The 19323-nt window shown below is 39.2% G+C and carries 16 protein-coding genes; 13 read left to right on the forward strand and 3 right to left on the reverse strand.

Translation table 11 applies throughout. The features are described 5' to 3' along the window. Positions 1-69: 69 nt before the first annotated feature. Positions 70-1590 (reverse strand): muropeptide MFS transporter AmpG, encoded by a 1521-nt coding sequence (gene ampG, locus AACU95_RS16190; protein WP_004245096.1) that lies wholly within the window; start codon positions 1588-1590, stop codon positions 70-72. 57 nt (positions 1591-1647) lie between these two features. Beyond that, on the reverse strand, positions 1648-2226 hold the full coding sequence (locus AACU95_RS16195) for a YajG family lipoprotein (protein WP_004245091.1): 579 nt from the start codon (positions 2224-2226) through the stop codon (positions 1648-1650). Positions 2227-2556: 330 nt separating this feature from the next. Here AACU95_RS16195 and bolA point away from each other — a divergent pair, with 330 nt between their 5' ends. The 9 genes from bolA (at position 2557) to AACU95_RS16240 (ending at position 13497) form a co-directional block, all read left to right on the forward strand. Then, positions 2557-2871 (forward strand): transcriptional regulator BolA, encoded by a 315-nt coding sequence (gene bolA / locus AACU95_RS16200; protein ID WP_004245090.1) that lies wholly within the window; start codon positions 2557-2559, stop codon positions 2869-2871. A 322-nt stretch (positions 2872-3193) separates the two neighbouring features. Beyond that, positions 3194-4498, forward strand: a complete 1305-nt coding sequence (gene tig / locus AACU95_RS16205) for a trigger factor (protein WP_004245089.1) — start codon at positions 3194-3196, stop codon at positions 4496-4498. 256 nt (positions 4499-4754) lie between these two features. Further along, entirely contained in the window at positions 4755-5378 is a 624-nt protein-coding gene (gene clpP, locus AACU95_RS16210; protein WP_004245088.1) for an ATP-dependent Clp endopeptidase proteolytic subunit ClpP, read from the forward strand. Between the two features lie 144 nt (positions 5379-5522). Next, positions 5523-6794 (forward strand): ATP-dependent protease ATP-binding subunit ClpX, encoded by a 1272-nt coding sequence (gene clpX, locus AACU95_RS16215; RefSeq protein ID WP_004245087.1) that lies wholly within the window; start codon positions 5523-5525, stop codon positions 6792-6794. 257 nt (positions 6795-7051) lie between these two features. Continuing rightward, positions 7052-9406, forward strand: coding sequence for an endopeptidase La (gene lon, locus AACU95_RS16220; protein ID WP_004245086.1), 2355 nt, complete (start codon positions 7052-7054; stop codon positions 9404-9406). A 220-nt stretch (positions 9407-9626) separates the two neighbouring features. After that, a complete protein-coding gene (hupB, locus tag AACU95_RS16225) occupies positions 9627-9902 on the forward strand; it encodes a nucleoid-associated protein HU-beta (RefSeq protein ID WP_004247229.1) in 276 nt (91 codons plus the stop codon). A 468-nt stretch (positions 9903-10370) separates the two neighbouring features. Beyond that, positions 10371-12248, forward strand: coding sequence for a peptidylprolyl isomerase (gene ppiD, locus AACU95_RS16230; protein WP_004247230.1), 1878 nt, complete (start codon positions 10371-10373; stop codon positions 12246-12248). Between the two features lie 254 nt (positions 12249-12502). Next, a complete protein-coding gene (locus tag AACU95_RS16235; RefSeq protein ID WP_004245083.1) occupies positions 12503-12877 on the forward strand; it encodes a ComEA family DNA-binding protein in 375 nt (124 codons plus the stop codon). Between the two features lie 212 nt (positions 12878-13089). Continuing rightward, positions 13090-13497: an acyl-CoA thioesterase gene (locus AACU95_RS16240; protein WP_004245082.1), complete on the forward strand. Its 408-nt coding sequence runs from the start codon at positions 13090-13092 to the stop codon at positions 13495-13497. 387 nt (positions 13498-13884) lie between these two features. On the opposite strand, the gene queC is transcribed toward AACU95_RS16240, so the two are convergent. Further along, the gene (gene queC / locus AACU95_RS16245) at positions 13885-14583 is read right to left on the reverse strand and encodes a 7-cyano-7-deazaguanine synthase QueC (protein WP_004245081.1); all 699 of its coding nucleotides are present in this window, start codon (positions 14581-14583) and stop codon (positions 13885-13887) included. A gap of 157 nt (positions 14584-14740) precedes the next feature. On the opposite strand from queC, the gene AACU95_RS16250 reads away from it, so the two are divergent. From AACU95_RS16250 to AACU95_RS16265, 4 genes are all read left to right on the forward strand, one after another. Beyond that, complete coding sequence (locus AACU95_RS16250) at positions 14741-15202, forward strand: Lrp/AsnC family transcriptional regulator (RefSeq protein WP_004245080.1); 462 nt, start codon at positions 14741-14743, stop codon at positions 15200-15202. Between the two features lie 55 nt (positions 15203-15257). Then, positions 15258-17003, forward strand: coding sequence for a SmdA family multidrug ABC transporter permease/ATP-binding protein (locus AACU95_RS16255; protein ID WP_004245079.1), 1746 nt, complete (start codon positions 15258-15260; stop codon positions 17001-17003). Beyond that, positions 16990-18777 carry a SmdB family multidrug efflux ABC transporter permease/ATP-binding protein gene (locus tag AACU95_RS16260; protein WP_012367482.1) on the forward strand — a complete coding sequence of 596 codons (1788 nt, stop codon included), beginning with the start codon at positions 16990-16992 and terminating at the stop codon, positions 18775-18777. The genes AACU95_RS16255 and AACU95_RS16260 overlap by 14 nt, the downstream gene beginning before the upstream one ends. Before the next feature lie 206 nt (positions 18778-18983). Beyond that, positions 18984-19322, forward strand: coding sequence for a P-II family nitrogen regulator (locus tag AACU95_RS16265; protein ID WP_004247234.1), 339 nt, complete (start codon positions 18984-18986; stop codon positions 19320-19322). The last annotated feature ends 1 nt before the right edge of the window (position 19323 follow it).

A 19323-nucleotide genomic window follows, 5' to 3' on the forward strand; every position in this document is an offset into this window, starting at 1 on the left:
AGCATAAAGAGATAACATAGAAAAAGGACAGCCTAGGCTGTCCTTGAATAGATGATTGATTGAGGCAACTTAATTAGCTGTTTTTTTCAGTGCCAAGTAATCTAAAATAGTCCCGATAATTAAGCTAACGGCGCCAATGATGACACCATATAAGAAGAGTGTAGAAGTAAGCTCGCTTAATAATTCACTATTAATAGATTGTATAAAATCAACTGACTGAAACATCTCTAAATTTGGTAACGAATTAATAATAAGTAATATTAAGCTACACAAAAATAGTAATACGGCAAAGAGTAAACCATAAATCGCTAAACGGTATTGTTTAATAAATAATGTTCGTTGTAAAAATTCGCCAGTTTTTTGCGTATAAGTGAGTGTATTTTTAGCGATCATCAGCAAAATAATACCGGGAACAGAGGCAACAATAGAGAAAAGATAGAACGCTTCCCAGCCATGGGATTCTACATACCAGCCTGCAACAGGACCAACATAGACACGGCCGATAGCCGCTAAGGCGGAAAGAAGGGCGAATTGTGTTGCTGAAAAAGATTGATGGCATAGTGTCATTAGTAGAGCAACGAAAGCCGCCGTTCCCATACCACCACAAATATTTTCGAAAGCGATTACCGCTCCCATGCTATAAATATTTTGCTCAGAGATAGCTAAATACCAATAGCCGATATTTGACCCCCCTTGCAAAATACCAAAGATCATCAGCGCTTTGAATAAAGTCCAACGGCGCATTAATAAACCGCCTAATAAGGCTCCGACAATGGTTGCTGCCAATCCAAGCGTTTTATTGACTAATCCCACTTCACCTGCATCAAATCCGGCGCCACGAATAAGGAATGTGGTACTTAAGCTTAACGCAAAGGCATCGCCCATTTTGTAAAGCACAATAAGTAGTAAAATTAACCATGCATTATTACGAGAGAAAAACTCATATAAAGGCTCTATAACGGCTTCATAGAGTGTACGTGGAGGTTTGACGGCGGTTTCTGGCTCCTGAGCTAATAGCGTGGCGATAATACCAATACCCATTAAGGCAGCCATTAGCCAGTACATGTTTTGCCAGCCAATATATTTATCTGCAAGCCATAGTGCCATGCCCCCAGAAACCAGCATCGCTATTCGATAGCCCAGCACAGAGACTGCTGCACCTGTGCCTCGTTCATCGGCTTTTAAGATATCGGTTTTATAGGCATCAAAGACGATGTCTTGTGAGGCAGAACAGAAAGCGACGATGACGGCTAACGAGGCTAACCACCATAAATGATGGCTAGGGTTTAAAAAGCCCATACCCGCAATACCTAACACAAGACCGATTTGTGTTAATAACATCCATCCTCTGCGGCGACCTAAGAATGAAGGTGTATAGCGATCCATAAACGGCGACCAGAGGAATTTAAACACGTAAGCTTGGCCAACCAATGAGAAAAAACCAATCGTTTTTAAATCGATATTTTCTACTGTCATCCATGCTTGTAAGGTTCCTGCTGTTAATGCAAGGGGTAAGCCCGAAGTGAAACCAAGTAACAGTAAAATAAAAGATTTATACCAAGTGGTCTGTTTAAAGGCGGCTTGAAGCATGCAAAATTCCTTTTAACGGCTTGTTTCTTGCTATCTTTACAAGCCGTTTTTTATTAATTAACGAGCGTTAGATTTGATGTATTGGCTGACGGAAGGATCTTTTGCCATATCACTGACAAGCTCAGATAAAACATTATTAATCGCTGCCGCTATTTTATCATTGGATGCGCCAAATGGGCCTTGTACATTGTAGCTAGTACGATAGGTTTTGGTGTTTGTGCTGCCATTAGGCATGCTGACAACAACGGAAATATCGGCTTTAGCACTAATATTATGGCGTAGACTTCCTTCACTAATATCTGCGTTCAGTTTATTTATCACCACAATTACGTCAGCTGCGGCTGGAGAGCCAAAAGTATAGCCACGTGCCATCATCTGTTTTTGAACGATTTCTTGCATTAGAAAAGCTAAATCACGTGTGGGGACTAAAACCTCTAACTTACCATTACGACTCATTTCCGCTAAGTTTTTCGAAGGTCGTTTATCTTGGCTGGTGATACTAAGTGTAATTGGGCGCATAGTTGGATCTGATGGTGGTACAGACATCACTGGCTCAATCGATAATTTATTGCTTGGTGTTGCACATCCTGCTAGCAGTGTCAGCGCAAACACGGCACAAAGTAAATTTTTTATCATGATAGTGTCTCGATTAAGTAATTCTGCCGTTTTCTCAGCAGATAAGGGTGGCTATTTTGCCTATCATACCACTGCAAAAGCGTAGCTAATATCCCTTTAATGAACGAAATTATCTGATTTTTATCAATACGTTTTATTGTGATAAGAACAGATTTATAACTCACTTCATTTCTCTTGTTAAGGTGAGCATTTTACTCAAGAGAAAAAATAAGCGATTATCATAGGTAATGTTTAAGACAAGAAAGCCATTTATCTGTATTACTAAAAGTTATTTATTCACTTAACTAACAGATAACTTCTTTTTTTGATTGTTATGTTATAAGGACTGAGATGATCCGTGATGATATTGAGAATAAGCTGATTTCACGCTTTTCTCCCCATTTTTTGCAAGTCATTAACGAAAGCCATCGTCATAATGTACCTGCAGGCTCGGAGAGCCATTTTAAAGTCGTTATTGTGAGTGACTTATTTAATGATAAACGCAGTGTGTCACGTCATCGTGATGTTTATCAAACGTTATCTCATGAATTAGATAATGGCGTTCATGCTTTAGCTCTGCACACTTTTACCTTGAGCGAGTGGGATGAACAACAAGATAAAGCATTACACTCTCCAGGATGTCGTGGTGGAAGCCAACAAGATTAATAAGAAGATTGTTAATCGTGAGTAAATGATGACTAAGATGCGTATTTTTTGTTCTTTATGGGGCTAAAAAGCAGTGTTAACCTTGTTTTTATGAAAAAATTGAGGAATAAAACGGCTCTTTCTCGACTCAACCCCTCTAGATCGTTATAATGTCGCGTCTAATTTTCAGTAAGGTTTCGGGATGCTTCTGATATCAGGGATCCTCGTTTTTTTAAATGTGGCGGCCCCGGTTCTGAAAGGAGTATTAAGTCTAATACTACTTGCCGTAGATTAGCTTCCTTTAAAGTAGACCGAGCACTAAAACTTATTTTGAGGTAACAAGATGCAAGTTTCTGTTGAAACGACTCAAGGCCTAGGGCGTCGTGTCACAATCACCGTACCAGCCGCTGATATCCAAAAAGCTGTAGACAGCGAACTGAAAAAAGCTGCTAAAACTGTTCGCATTGATGGTTTCCGTAAAGGACACGTACCAATGTCTATGGTTAAACAACGTTACGGTATGTCTGTTCTGAATGATGTTCTGGGTGATCTGATGCAGCGTAATTTCATCAACGCTATCATCGAAAACAAAGTTAACCCAGTAGGTGCACCTGATTACAAACCAGAGCAATACAAAGAAGGTGAAGACTTTGTATACTCTGTAGAATTCGAAGTTTTCCCAGAAATCGAACTGAAAGATCTGGAAAGCATTGAAGTGGTAAAACCTATCGTGACAGTTAAAGACGAAGACGTTGATAACATGTTAGAAACTCTGCGTAAACAACAAGCAGAGTGGAAAGATAAAGAAGGTGAAGTTGCGGCAGAAGATCGTGTAACTGTTGATTTTAATGGTTCTATTGACGGTGAAGAATTTGAAGGCGGAAAAGCTGAAGATTTCGTACTGGCAATGGGTCAAGGTCGTATGATCCCAGGTTTTGAAGAAGGTCTTATCGGTCATAAAGCAGGTGAAGAATTCACTATCGATGTGACTTTCCCAGAAGATTACCACGCTGAAAACCTAAAAGGTAAAAAAGCACAATTTGCTATCAACCTGAAAAAAGTGGAAGAGCGTGAACTGCCAGAATTAACTGAAGAGTTCATCAAACGCTTCGGTATTGCAGATGGTTCAGTTGATGGTTTACGTGCCGAAGTACGTAAAAACATGGAACGTGAGCTGAAAAATGCGATCCGTACACGTGTTAAATCACAAGTTATCGATGGCTTAGTGAAAGCTAACGAAGTTGACGTACCTGCAGCTGCGGTAGATAGCGAAATTGAAGTTCTGCAACGTCAAGCAGCACAACGTTTCGGTGGTGATGAAAAACAAGCTCTGCAATTACCACGTGAATTGTTCGAAGAACAAGCAAAACGTCGTGTTATCGTTGGATTACTGTTAGGTGAAGTGATCAATAGTAATGAACTGAAAGCAGAAGACGAGCGTGTGAAAGCGTTGATCGACGAAATGGCTTCAGCTTATGAAGATCCATCAGAAGTTGTTGAGTTCTACAATAAGAACGAACAACTGATGAATAACATCCGTAATTTAGCATTAGAAGAGCAAGCGGTAGAAAAAATCTTAGCAACTGCTAAAGTAACGGAAAAAGAAACTAACTTCACTGAACTAATGAACGAAGTTCAGATGGGTTAATTTTTAACCGCGATATCGGTTTTAAGCAAAAACCCGTGGTAAAAACCACGGGTTTTTTTCAGTTTGTGTATATTTATCAAATTTTGTCTTGAAATTTGAGCGATTATCTCCAGATAATTCTATAGTCATTTTATCACTCCTCGCGAGGCGCCTTGAATGTCTTGTGAGAGATTGGATCATTTGCAATGGTCATGATCAATTATCTCAAGTAAAATTGTTGTCATTGGCACCAATAAGAATGCAATAGGAGACAGATATGTCATTTAACGACACCCAGGAACAATTCGCACCTAATATGGCTTTGGTGCCGATGGTTATAGAGCAGACTTCACGAGGTGAGCGCTCTTACGATATTTATTCACGTTTATTAAAAGAACGTATCATTTTCCTGACTGGCCAAGTTGAAGATCATATGGCCAATCTCATTGTTGCTCAGATGTTGTTTTTAGAAGCTGAGAACCCAGAAAAAGATATTAACCTGTACATTAATTCACCGGGTGGTGTGATCACTGCAGGTATGTCGATTTATGACACAATGCAATATATCAAAGCGGATGTTAGCACTATTTGTATGGGACAAGCTTGTTCAATGGGTGCATTTTTATTATCTGCAGGTGCAAAAGGTAAACGTATTTGTCTACCTAACTCACGTGTCATGATCCACCAACCTTTAGGTGGATACCAAGGCCAAGCGACAGATATTCAAATCCACGCTCAAGAAATTTTGAAAGTGAAATCGCGTATGAATGAGTTAATGGCTCAACATACGGGGAAATCTATTGAAGAAATAGAAAGAGATACTGAGCGTGATCGTTTCTTATCCGCTAACGAAGCGTTAGAATATGGTTTAGTTGATAAAGTTTATACACAACGCAGCTAGTCATATTCCGTTGTAATAGCTATGGAGTTAACAGGTTTTCTTTGTTATAGATTGATATAAAGAAAGCTGCTATTAATCTCTAGATAAAAAAGTCTTTCTTCCTCTTATTCGCTGATAAGAGGAATAACTAAGTGAGGTTAACTGATGACAGATAAGCGCAAAGATAGCTCTGGGAAGCTTCTGTATTGCTCTTTCTGCGGTAAAAGCCAGCATGAAGTAAAGAAATTAATCGCTGGCCCGTCGGTTTATATTTGTGATGAATGTGTCGACCTTTGTGTTGATATTATTCGTGAAGAAATAAAAGAATTAGCACCTCATCATGAACGCAGTGAATTGCCAACGCCACATGAAATCCGTAAACATCTTGATGATTATGTTATCGGTCAGGAGCTGGCGAAAAAAGTATTGGCAGTTGCCGTTTATAATCACTATAAACGTCTGCGTAATGGCGATAAAGCCGATGGTGTTGAGCTAGGGAAAAGTAATATCCTGCTGATTGGCCCGACTGGTAGTGGTAAAACATTATTAGCAGAAACGTTAGCACGTTATCTTGATGTACCTTTTACCATGGCCGATGCGACAACGCTAACAGAAGCGGGCTATGTAGGGGAAGATGTTGAAAACATCATTCAAAAACTACTACAAAAATGCGATTACGATGTGCAAAAAGCACAACGTGGTATTGTTTATATTGATGAAATTGACAAGATCACTCGTAAATCTGAAAACCCATCAATTACACGTGATGTTTCTGGCGAAGGTGTACAGCAAGCATTATTGAAATTAGTTGAAGGGACAGTAGCTTCCGTACCTCCTCAAGGTGGACGTAAACATCCACAGCAAGAATTCTTACAAGTAGATACTTCGAAGATCCTCTTTATTTGTGGTGGTGCTTTTGCCGGACTGGATAAAGTAGTTGCTCAACGTCTAAATACCCATTCAGGTATTGGTTTTGGTGCAGAAGTGAAAAGCCAAAATGAGAAAGCGAGTGAAGGGGAGTTATTAGCGCAAGTTGAACCAGAAGATCTGATTAAATTTGGTTTGATCCCTGAATTTATTGGTCGTTTACCTGTTGTTGCAACATTAGGTGAGCTCAATGAAGATGCGTTAATTCAAATTCTGCAAGAGCCTAAAAATGCCCTGACTAAACAGTATCAAGCATTGTTTAAATTAGAAGGTGTAGATTTAGAGTTCCGTAAAGATGCGTTAACCGCGATTGCTAAAAAAGCGATGTCGCGTAAGACAGGGGCGCGTGGTTTACGTTCCATTGTAGAAGCTGCATTACTTGATACAATGTACGATCTTCCTTCATTTGAAAATGCAGAGAAAGTGGTCATTGATGAAAATGTAATCAATGGGAAATCTGAACCGCTGATTATATATAGTCAACCTGAAAATCAGGCATCGGGTGAATAATATAGCGAAAATCAGCAATACCTCTTGTCTGATATTATCTATTTTCTCCCTTTTAGGGCAAAAAAATAGGATAACGCGTGCCAACGCAATAAAAATGAGGGAATTTTCCCTCATTTTGTTTTTTTAATAGGGAATGCTATTGAATGTCGGAAAACTGCCCTTATATATTTTGACAATCCGTAGAATTAATTTTATTTGGTGAGATGCGAATAAAATTACCTGTAAAAGCGTTAAGCTAAAAACGAAGAGAGAGCTCTATGAATCCTGAGCGTCCAGAACGTATTGAAATACCTGTATTGCCATTACGTGATGTCGTTGTATATCCACATATGGTGATCCCGTTGTTTGTTGGTCGTGAAAAATCTATTCATTGCTTAGAAGCTGCGATGAACGACAACAAACAAATTATGCTGGTTGCGCAGAAAGATGCATCTACTGACGAACCAGGTGTTAATGATCTTTTTTCTGTGGGGACAGTGGCTTCTGTTTTACAGATGCTGAAACTGCCTGACGGAACCGTAAAAGTGCTTGTTGAAGGTATTCGCCGCGCAAAAATTACCACATTATCTGATAATGGTGAGTATTTCCAAGCTAAAGCGGAATATCTAGACACGCCCGTTGTTGATGAGCGTGAACAAGAGGTATTAAATCGCACGGCGATCAATCAGTTTGAAGGTTATATCAAGCTGAATAAAAAAATTCCGCCAGAGGTATTAGCCTCATTGCATGCGATTGAAGAATCTGCGAAGTTAGCTGATACCATTGCTTCGCATATGCCTTTGAAATTAAAAGATAAGCAAGCTGTGCTTGAAATGTCTGATGTAACAGAACGCCTAGAGTATTTAATGGCGATGATGGAATCAGAAATCGATCTGCTACAAGTTGAAAAACGCATTCGTAACCGCGTTAAAAAGCAGATGGAAAAAAGTCAGCGTGAGTACTACCTCAATGAGCAGATGAAAGCGATCCAAAAAGAATTAGGTGAGATGGATGATGCACCTGATGAAATGGAGTCGTTAAAACGCAAAATTGAAGCGGCGAAAATGCCTAAAGAGGCGAGAGAAAAGACAGAAGCTGAACTTCAGAAATTAAAAATGATGTCTCCAATGTCTGCTGAGGCAACAGTAGTCCGTAGCTATATTGATTGGATGGTACAAGTTCCTTGGAATAGCCGTAGCAAAGTGAAAAAAGACTTAGTGAAAGCGCAGGAAGTACTTGATACGGATCATTATGGCTTAGAACGTGTGAAAGAGCGTATTCTTGAATATCTCGCGGTTCAGTCTCGTGTCAGCAAAATTAAAGGGCCAATCCTGTGTTTGGTAGGGCCTCCTGGGGTAGGTAAAACATCGCTAGGTCAATCTATCGCGAAAGCGACAGGGCGTAAATATGTGCGTATGGCATTAGGTGGGGTGCGTGATGAAGCTGAAATCCGTGGTCACCGTCGTACTTATATTGGATCGATGCCTGGTAAGTTAATCCAAAAAATGGCCAAAGTTGGTGTTAAAAACCCGCTATTTTTATTAGATGAAATCGACAAGATGTCATCAGATATGCGCGGTGATCCAGCTTCAGCACTGTTAGAGGTGTTAGATCCAGAACAAAATATCGCCTTTAATGACCACTATCTTGAAGTGGACTACGACTTATCCGATGTTATGTTTGTGGCGACATCTAACTCCATGAACATTCCGGCGCCATTACTCGATCGTATGGAAGTGATCCGCTTATCGGGTTATACCGAAGATGAAAAACTCAACATTGCAAAACAGCATCTGTTACCAAAACAGATTGAACGTAATGCACTGAAAGAGAATGAGCTAACAATCCACGACAGCGCGATTATGGGCATTATTCGCTATTATACGCGTGAAGCGGGTGTACGTAGCTTAGAGCGTGAAATTTCTAAATTATGTCGTAAAGCGGTTAAACAATTGCTGATGGATAGTACTATCAAGCATATTGAAATCGATGAAAATAATCTGAAAGATTATTTAGGTGTACGTAAAGTCGATTATGGTCGTGCTGATACAGAAAATCGTATTGGTATGGTAACAGGGCTTGCTTGGACAGAAGTTGGTGGTGACCTACTGACGATTGAAACGGCAAGTGTACCGGGTAAAGGTAAACTGACCTTCACTGGCTCGTTAGGTGAAGTTATGCAAGAGTCGATTCAAGCAGCGATGACTGTGGTTCGTGCTCGAGCTGACAAACTGGGCATTAATGGCGACTTCTATGAAAAACGTGATATTCATGTACACGTACCAGAAGGCGCGACGCCAAAAGATGGTCCAAGTGCGGGTATTGCAATGTGTACCGCGTTGGTTTCCAGTTTAACGGGTAATCCAGTTCGTTCAGATGTTGCAATGACGGGAGAAATTACCTTACGTGGTCAAGTATTGCCAATCGGTGGATTAAAAGAAAAGTTACTTGCGGCACATCGTGGCGGAATTAAGACAGTTCTTATCCCTGATGAAAATAAACGTGATTTAGAAGAAATTCCTGAAAACATTGTTGCTGATCTGGATATTCACCCAGTGAAAACAATTGAGGAAGTTTTAACGTTAGCCCTAGAGAAATCGCCATTTGGCATCGAAGTAGTGACTAACAAATAACACTAAATCGTGATGTGAATCATAATATTTCACTAAAAAAAAGGCTGGATAAGCAATAAAAGCTTGCCAGTCTTTTTTTGTGTCGTTAATTTAATGGGGTTTATTAATTAATAGTCCTGTTTTATCAGTCTTGCTATATATAAAAAGGCTTGATATAACGACGTTTGCAAAATTTGCCATTAATGGTAAAAATAACGCATAAATTATGGGGATGAAAAGCGTGAATAAAACTCAACTGATCGACAAAATTGCTGCGAATGCAGATATCACTAAAGCGGCAGCGGGTCGTGTTGTAGATGCAATGGTAGCTTCAATCACTGAATCTTTACAAAAAGGTGATGACGTTGCATTAGTGGGCTTCGGTACATTTACCGTACGTGATCGCGCAGCACGTACTGGCCGTAATCCACAAACAGGTAAAGAGATTCAAATTGCTGCTGCCAAAGTGCCTGCATTCCGTGCGGGTAAAGGTCTAAAAGACGCAGTAAATCAATAATTGAGTAAATCGTTTTTCTGCCTAATGTGTTATTGGGTTGACGTTATGGATAAACAGAAAACGAATCGATTAAGAAATAAAGCGCATCTTTAAAGGATGCGCTTTTCTTTTTTTATCACAGAAAAGGGGATTAAACCGAGTATTCTCTGGTGATAAGACGTGAAACTAAAGTAGTCATTTGATAGAATAGCGCGTTGTTCTATAACTGAAATAGACAACATGAAAGCATCTCATGGTTAGCTAAAGACTTAACTGACCAATGAGTCAATTAGAGCTGTTTATTTTGTATCTGTAAGATGTGTGTTAAGACTCAAATTTTATACGGGATTGGCTATTTCTAAGGATTGTCGCGTGTTGCGACATTTTGATATTAAGCCAGCGATGAGCATGTTAAATTAGCTGTGCTCAAAATAGTCGTGTAACACCAATAAAAAATAATTTTTTCACCAAACGGAGCCTAGTCTCGTTATGATGGACAACATTCGTTCAACTGCTAATAATCCTTTTATTAAGATACTATTAGCTGTGATCATCCTCTCTTTCGTCCTAACTGGTGTGGGCGGATATCTCTTTAGTTCTGGTGTTAATGATGCCGCTGAAGTTAACGGTTATAAAATAAGTCGTGCTCAGTTAGAGCAAGCTTATCAACAACGCCGAGCACAACTACAAAAAGATATGGGTGACAATTTTGCTTCCCTCGCATCATCAGATGAGGGACAAAAAATGATCCGCCAACAAGCATTGAATGTGCTGATTAACCAAGCTTTGCTGGATCAATTTGCTCAAGAGTTAGGTATTTCTGCTGGCGACCAGCAAATCAGAGACGCGATTTTTGCGCTACCTTATTTCCAAACTGATGGTAAATTTGATAACAAAAAATACGTTGAGTTATTAACGGCGAATAATATTGACGCGGATGCCTTTGCTGAAGGAATTCGTCAAAATCTGATTAATCAACAATTACGTTATTCTATTCAAGGCACTGACTTTGCTTTAGAGAGCGAAGTTAAAGACTTTGCCGGCTTAATGCTACAAAGTCGTAATGTGCGTCTCGCTTCATTAGATATTCAACCATTCCTTGAAAAAGAGACGGTATCAGATGAAGAATTAAAAGCCTTTTATGACCAAAATACCTCTATGTTTATCGCTCCAGCACAAGTTAAAGTGAGCTATATTCAGTTAGAAGCCCAAAAAGATTTAAGCAACATCACTATTTCAGATGATGAAGTTAAAGCTTATTACGATAGTAATATCAGTGAATTTACTGTTCCCGGACAAAAAAAATACAGTCTACTTGTCTTAGCAGATGAAACCGCTGCGAAAGAAGCTGAAGATGCGTTGAAAAATGGCGCTGACTTCGTCACCTTAGTAAAAGAAAAATCCATTGATACTTTTTCTGCTAAACAAGATGGTTCATTAGGCTGGATCACTATTGGTCAAGAGCTACCAGAATTAGCAAATGCGAGTTTGACTGAGAAGGGGCAAATTTCACAGCCAGTTAAAATCAGCAACGGTTATGCTATTTTCCGTCTTGATGATATTAAACCTTCGGTGGTAAAACCTTTTGATGACATTAAAGCTGACTTATTAGTAAAAATGCGTGAAAACAAAGCCATTGATGATTTCTTCGCATTGCAGCAAAAAGTGAGTCAAGCCGCTTCAAATGATAACGACACGCTAGCGACAGCAGCAAAAGCAGGGAACGTCACTGTAATCAATACAGATTGGTTTGATGAAAACAATGTACCAGCAGCCTTGAATAACGAAAAGTTAACACAGCTTATCTTTGGTGGTTCACTGGTTGATGACAATGGCCCTACAGGCATGAACTCAGATATGGTTACCCTTGGTAATGATAGTGCTTATATTGTTCGTGTCGAAGGATATAAACCTGCATCAACCCAACCATTAGATAAAGTACGTGACAAGGTTATTACACTGGTCAAACAGCAAAAAGCTTCTCAAGCGATGAATGCGCAAGCTCAGAAACTCCTTGCAGCCTTAAAAGAAGGTAAAGGAGAGGCGGCATTGAAAGAAGCAAATATCTCGTTTGGTGAGGTAGAAAGCGTGGTTCATTCATCAGCCACAGATCCGATACAAAGTGCTATTTTTGCTATGCCAAAACCAGCAGAAGGTAAAAAAGAGTACGGTATGTCTAATGTACCGGGTTCAAAAGTGGTCTTAATCCAATTAGATAGTGTCACTGATGGTAAGCCAACGGCAGAACAGCTTGAATTTATGACTAATCTCTATCGCGCCCAAATGGGAGAAGAAGCTTTACAACTTATGCTCAGCGATTTAAGAGAAAAAGCAAAAATCGAGATTTTTGATAAAGATTATCAATAAACTATCTTAGATTGATTGAATAAAAACCCAGTTTCGACTGGGTTTTTTTATGGCTAAAATTATATTCAAGATTAGAAATTGCGAGCAGTCACGTCATTTTTTGTAACGCTATTTTTTTATTCAATTTATTTTTCTTACTCTCTCGTAATTCATATGGTTGCTAATTGCTGAATTATTTAAGGCTTGGCATTATTTGATGGCATTCAGTAATCGCTGTTTGCTGTTGAATATACAGTTATTTTTACAAAAAGGAGATGATTAAAATGGATAAAAAAACACTATCAGCATTTATGGCATCAATATGTTTAACATTAGGTTTAGGGTTATCACCACTCTCTTATGCCGATGATATATCGCCTTCAACATCAACCATGTTGATTGAAAAAGGGGATCAAAAAGAGAGTGCTGTCAGTGAGGTAAACGCTAGTGCACAAGGAAAGTTGGATATTAATAGTGCAACACTTGATGAATTAATGACGCTAAAAGGGATCGGAAAAGCAAAAGCGCAAGCCATTATCGATTATCGAGAAAAAGTGGGGCGTTTTGCTTCTTTTGATGATCTCGCCAAGGTCTTTGGTATTGGTATGAAGCTTATTGAACAAAATAAAGATCTAATTATTATCAACTAATTACTCGATAATACTGTACCCCTTTTTTGTGATCAAAAAGGGGTACAGAATTGCCTTTATATAATATTAATAATCAGATGGTATTTTAATTTGGGTAATAAATAATCGGATGAAATATACCCTATTTGATATTTTTGACTATATTTAAGATATTACATAGAAATTTCTCTTAGCTAAAGTTTGTTAGGGATATCAAGAGGTAATAAAGTCATATGAGTACATTAATTAAAGTTTATGGATTCCATTTAGATGTTTTTGAGCATGTGAATAATGCACGTTACCTTGAATTTTTAGAACAAGCGAGATGGGATTGGATTGAACAACACTTAGATCTCGCTTGGTTTAAACGGCATGGTCTAGCACTCGTTGTCGCGAATATTAATATCAACTATCGTTTGCCTGCTAATTTAGGCGATGAACTAATCATTAGTTGTGATATTGCAGAAGTCGGTATTAAAAGTGGCGTGTTGTCTCAAAAAATAGTGAGAAAACAAGATGGTGCATTGATTTCAGATGCATTAGTGACTTTTGTACTCGTTGATATCAATACTAAAAAAGCATTAACACTTACAGATCAGTTACGAGAAAAATTGGAGTATGTACGCCAGTCTGCTGATTAGCATTGATGTTATCCGGTCAACCGTCTAATTTTATCGGTACTCGTAACATATTAGCGGCAGGATATACCGTGCTTGCCTGTGGAAAGGGGGAGTAGTCAGCCCACTCGCTGAAGCAGGAAGCCACCGAGGTGAGTCAGACGGTGGTCTGAACGCTGTAGGGAGCCACGTCCTTTAGGGCATGGAGGAGGTCAATTGGTTTTGGTATAGAATAATTCCCCGCTCTGTTGTTTTCAGGGCGGAGAAAATCACAGGGGAAAACAGGGTAAAACTGGTTAATTAGTTATCACGGCTTCGACGACTTTATTAGCAACCTAACAGGCCGCGAATTAAAAATAACTGCTACGGGTGTAAACGCACAGAAAACAAAGCTAACACATTTTTGACAGATTATTTAAGGCCAACTTTATTTTTCATGGCGTCCATGACGGCATTTTTGTCTTGTAAATAGCCATGAAGTCCACGCTCTCTTAAATGGCAAGCGGCACATTGACCACAACCATCACCTTGAATACCGTTATAACAAGTTAAGGTGTTGTGGCGTACAAAATCTAACTTACCGTAATAGTCAGCGAGTGCCCAAGTTTGCGCTTTATCTAACCACATTAACGGAGTGATAAACTGAATATCACGAGCAATACCTAAATTTACCGCATGATTTAGAGCTTTAACAAACTCATCGCGACAATCTGGATAACCTGAGAAATCAGTTTCACATACGCCAGTAATAACGCTTTCAGCACCAATCTGATAAGCATAAATGGCGGCTAATGTAAGAAATAGAATATTTCTACCAGGTACAAAGGTACTAGGAATATCGCTTTGTTCACTCTGTTTAAAATCAGGCACAGGAATATTGTCACGTGTTAAGCTGCTGATAGCGAGTTCATTGAGTAAACTGACATCCAAAACTTTATGTGCGGTTGCACCTAATAATTGACTGACTCTTTGTGCTACCTCAATTTCTTCTTTATGACGTTGTCCATAATTAAATGTAATACAATGAACTTCATCATACTGCTCTAGTGCTTGGATTAGGCAGGTTGTCGAATCTTGTCCACCACTAAAGACAACGACCGTTTTTTTCATCAGAATACTCCTGAATATTGATATTTTTTAAGGATTAATACGCATAATATTGCAGATATTATGACAAGTTATCACCAAATTATCAGTAAGAGATTATTCTTATAGCAGGGGTAGATAATTACTATTTTTTGTAGGGGCATATGTTAAAGGAGTATTTATGTTAGATAAGATTGACCGAAAACTATTAACGCTATTACAGGAAGATTCAAGCCTCTCACTGAATACTTTGGCAGAGGCGGTTAACCTAACCTCAACACCTTGCTGGAAACGATTGAAAAGACTCGAGGATGAAGGGTATATTCGTAAACGTGTTGCATTACTCGACAGCGAAAAAATTGGGCTTGGCTTAACAGTTATTGTTATGATAAGAACACAGCAACATAATAGCGAGTGGTATGAACAATTTGTATCATTCGTTAAGCAAATGCCAGAAGTACTGACATTCTATCGAATGGCGGGTGAGTGTGATTATCTAATGCATGTTGAAGTTGTAGACATGAAAAGTTATGACCAATTTTACAAACGCATGGTTAACGGCGTTCCTGGGCTTATTGACGTAACTTCTAACTTTGCAATGGAAAAAATTAAATACACAACGGCAATGCCGATACCTGAATAAGATCCCTCTTTACCAACTGGCACTTTTATTTTTGTACAACCTTAGGATTTAAGGCGTGGCTCTATTTTCACAGCTCAGTTGGTATTTTATCAGCGAATGGCGTCGTTATGTCGGTGCTATTTTCTTATTGATGGTTATCGCCGTTCTACAAGTGATCCCTCCGAAAATCGTCGGGATTATTGTTGATGGTGTTGATAGCCATAGCCTGTCTTTTCAGCAAATTATGGGGTGGATCGGGATCATGGTATTGATCGCCCTTGCTGTCTATTTATTACGTTATATTTGGCGACTGTGGTTATTTGGTGCTTCTTACCAACTGGCAGTGAAATTACGTATGCAAATCTATCGCCAACTTAGTCTTCAATCATCGGCTTTTTATCAACGTTATCGCACGGGTGATTTAATTGCACGTACCACTAATGATGTTGATAAAGTCGTTTTTGCCGCAGGGGAAGGGGTGTTAACCCTTGTTGACTCTATGGTAATGGGACTTGCGGTGTTAGTGATGATGAGTATTCAGTTAAGTTGGCAATTGACACTTATCTCATTGTTACCTATGCCATTAATGGCAATATTAATTAAACGCTATGGCGATAAACTACATCACCGCTTTAAAAGTGCACAAGCACTATTTTCTTCATTGAATAATCAAGCGCAAGAAAGTTTAAGTAGTATTCGTATGATCAAATCTTTCGGTCTTGAACAGCAACATGCTTCACGTTTTGAAACGGTTGCAAAAGAGACGGGTCGACAAAATATGCGAGTGGCAAAAGTCGATGCATTGTTTGACCCCACGATTTTTATGGCAATTGGTTTTGCTAACTTACTTGCTGTGGCGGGAGGAAGTTATTTTGTTCTCAATGGCACGATGACATTGGGAGAATTAACCAGTTTTGTAATGTATTTAGGGCAAATGATTTGGCCTATGTTAGCACTGGCATGGATGTTTAATATTGTTGAGCGTGGTAGTGCGGCTTATAGCAGGATCAATGCATTACTTAATGAGCAACCGGCTATGGTTGATGGTCAATTATCACCAATGCATCAAAAAGGAACTTTAGCGGTAGATATTAAAGCGTTTCATTACCCCAAACAGCAAGTTGATGTACTAAAAAACATTCATTTTACACTCTCTCCTGGTGAGATGTTGGGTATTTGCGGTATGACTGGGGCGGGGAAAAGCACTTTGTTAGCGCTGATCCAGCGCTTATATGATGTCAGTGAAGGGGATATTCGTTTTCAATCTGTCCCCCTTTACCAATTAAAATTGGATGAATGGCGGGGAAGACTTGCTGTTGTCAACCAAACACCGTTTCTTTTTTCGGATACGATTGCCGGAAATATAGCCTTAGGACGCCCTGATGCTACCAAAGAAGAGATAGAGGCAGTAGCCAAAATCGCCAATATTCACGATGATATTTTAAATTTACCCGAAGGATATCTGACTCAAGTTGGTGAAAAAGGGGTCATGCTCTCGGGGGGACAAAAGCAACGTATTTCCATTGCTAGAGCTTTACTGTTAGATGCGGAAATCTTGTTATTAGATGATGCGTTATCAGCCGTTGATGGACAAACTGAATACCAGATCTTACAAAATCTGGCTCAATGGCGTAAAGAGAAAACCATTATTATTAGTGCTCACCGTTTATCTGCACTGGTTGATGCAACAAATATATTGGTATTAAAACAAGGCGAAATCATAGAGCAAGGTACTCATCAAACACTTATTGCAATGCCAGGTTGGTATCAAGATATGTACCATTATCAACAACTCGAGGCCGCATTAGATGACGATAAATAATAATAAATCCATTAAAACGTTATTGCCGGCCTTAAAAAGATTATTAGCTTATGGCAAAACCTATCGCAAACCGATGACATTAGGTGTGGTGATGTTATGGGTGGCAGCGATTGCAGAAGTGGGGGGACCTTTACTTATTAGTTATTTTATTGATGCTAAAGTAGCGACTCATCAAGTTGAATGGCGAGGCGCATTAGGTCTTGCTGCTGCTTTTATTCTATTACAAATTATTGCGGCACTATTGCACTATTACCAAACAATCGTCTTTAATTATGCCGCTGTTGGGGTGGTACAACAGTTACGAGCAGATGTGATGAGTGCTGCGCTAAAACAGCCATTAAGTGCATTTGATAATCAGCCTGTAGGACAGCTGATTTCTCGTGTTACCAATGATACAGAAACTATCAAAGATCTATTTGTTAACGTCTTTCCTGCTCTATTTCGTGCTATAGCATTGGTGGTTGTGATGTTAATCGCTATGTTTCTACTCGAATGGCAAATGGCATTAGTGGCGATGACGATTTTCCCTGCGGTTATTGGTGTGATGATGCTTTATCAACGGCTAAGTACACCGATTGTCCGCAATGTGCGTCATTATCTTGCCAATATTAATGATGGCTTTCATGAAGTGATTAATGGTATGTCGGTTATCCAGCAATTTCGTCAACAAGCTCGCTTCGGTAAGAAAATGTCAGATGATAGCTGGCAACATTATCAAGCACGAATGAAAGCACTAAAACTTGACGGGTTATTATTGCGCCCGTTACTCAGTATGCTCTCTGCATTGGTGCTATGTGGCTTATTGATACTGTTTGGATATCAAGGTAGTGCTGTGATTGGTGTTGGAGTAATTTATGCTTTTATCAGCTATTTAGGTCGTCTTAATGAACCTCTTATTACTCTGACGTCTCAACAATCTTTATTACAACAAGCGGTTGTTTCCGGTGAACGAGTCTTTGAGTTAATGGACGCCCCGATGCAGCAATATGGCAATGCAAGCTATACCATTAACCAAGGAGATATAGCCATTAACGGCTTGTGGTTTGCGTATCTAAAACAGCAGTGGGTATTAAAAGAGATTAATCTTGATATACCTGCTCGCCACTTTGTCGCTTTTGTGGGGCATACTGGCAGTGGAAAAAGTACCTTAGCCAGTTTGCTTATGGGAAATTATCCATGGCAGAAAGGACATATCTACTTAGATAACCATCCATTAGAGTGCTATTCCCATCAGGCATTAAGAAGCGGTATTGCGATGGTACAGCAAGATCCTGTTTTATTATCAGGTACTTTGCGTGACAATATTACTTTAGGGCGTCACTGCTCTGAAGCTCACTTATGGCAAGTATTAGCAACTGTACAATTAAATAGCTGGGTAAAAACATTACCTGATGGTTTAGAAACCCCCTTAGGTGAACAGGGTAGTCGCTTATCCGCGGGACAAAAACAGTTATTAGCATTAGCTCGAGTATTATTATTTCCACCCCGTATTCTTATCTTAGATGAGGCAACGGCAAATATCGACTCGGGTACAGAGCAAGCTGTTCAAAAAGCCCTTACGGAAATAAGAGAAAAAACCACATTAATTGTTATCGCTCATCGCCTTTCAACCATTATCGATGCTGACGAAATTGTAGTGCTTCATCGTGGTGAGATTGTTGAGCAAGGTAAACATGCACAACTATTGGCACAAAAAGGTCGCTATTACAATATGTACCAATTACAACAAGTTAAAGAGTCATTACAAGTTCAAGAGCCAGCCGTTGTTGAGTGATATAATCTAAATTCCATTTATCCTAACCCAGCCAATGCTGGGTTTTTTATTGCCCCAATTTTTAGCATTGTGGACATGATAAGAGCATTTATTGCACTAAGTTAGTGAGTGATATTTATTTTTTATTTATTTATCAATGAAATAAGTATTGGCATATCTCTTGCTCTATCAGTATGGCGCTTTCTAAAACCGTATGGAGCAATTATATGAAATATATCATCGCGATTATTAAACCATTTAAATTAGAAGATGTAAGAGAGTCACTCTCTGAGCTTGGGATTAATGGAATGACAATCAGTGAAGTAAAAGGATATGGGCGACAAAAAGGACATGCCGAGCTTTATCGGGGAGCTGAGTATGAGGTTAACTTTCTTCCTAAAGTAAAAATAGAATTAGCGGTTTGTGATGGGCAATTAGAGCCTGTGCTACAAGCCATAAGCCAAGTTACTGATACTGGTAAAGTAGGAGATGGCAAAATTTTTGTTTTAGAGTTATTGCAGGCGATCCGTATTCGTACAGGAGAGTCTGGTGAAGAAGCCTTGTAGA

This window comes from Proteus sp. G4415, assembly GCF_963896075.1.
GTDB classification, from domain to species: domain Bacteria; phylum Pseudomonadota; class Gammaproteobacteria; order Enterobacterales; family Enterobacteriaceae; genus Proteus; species Proteus mirabilis.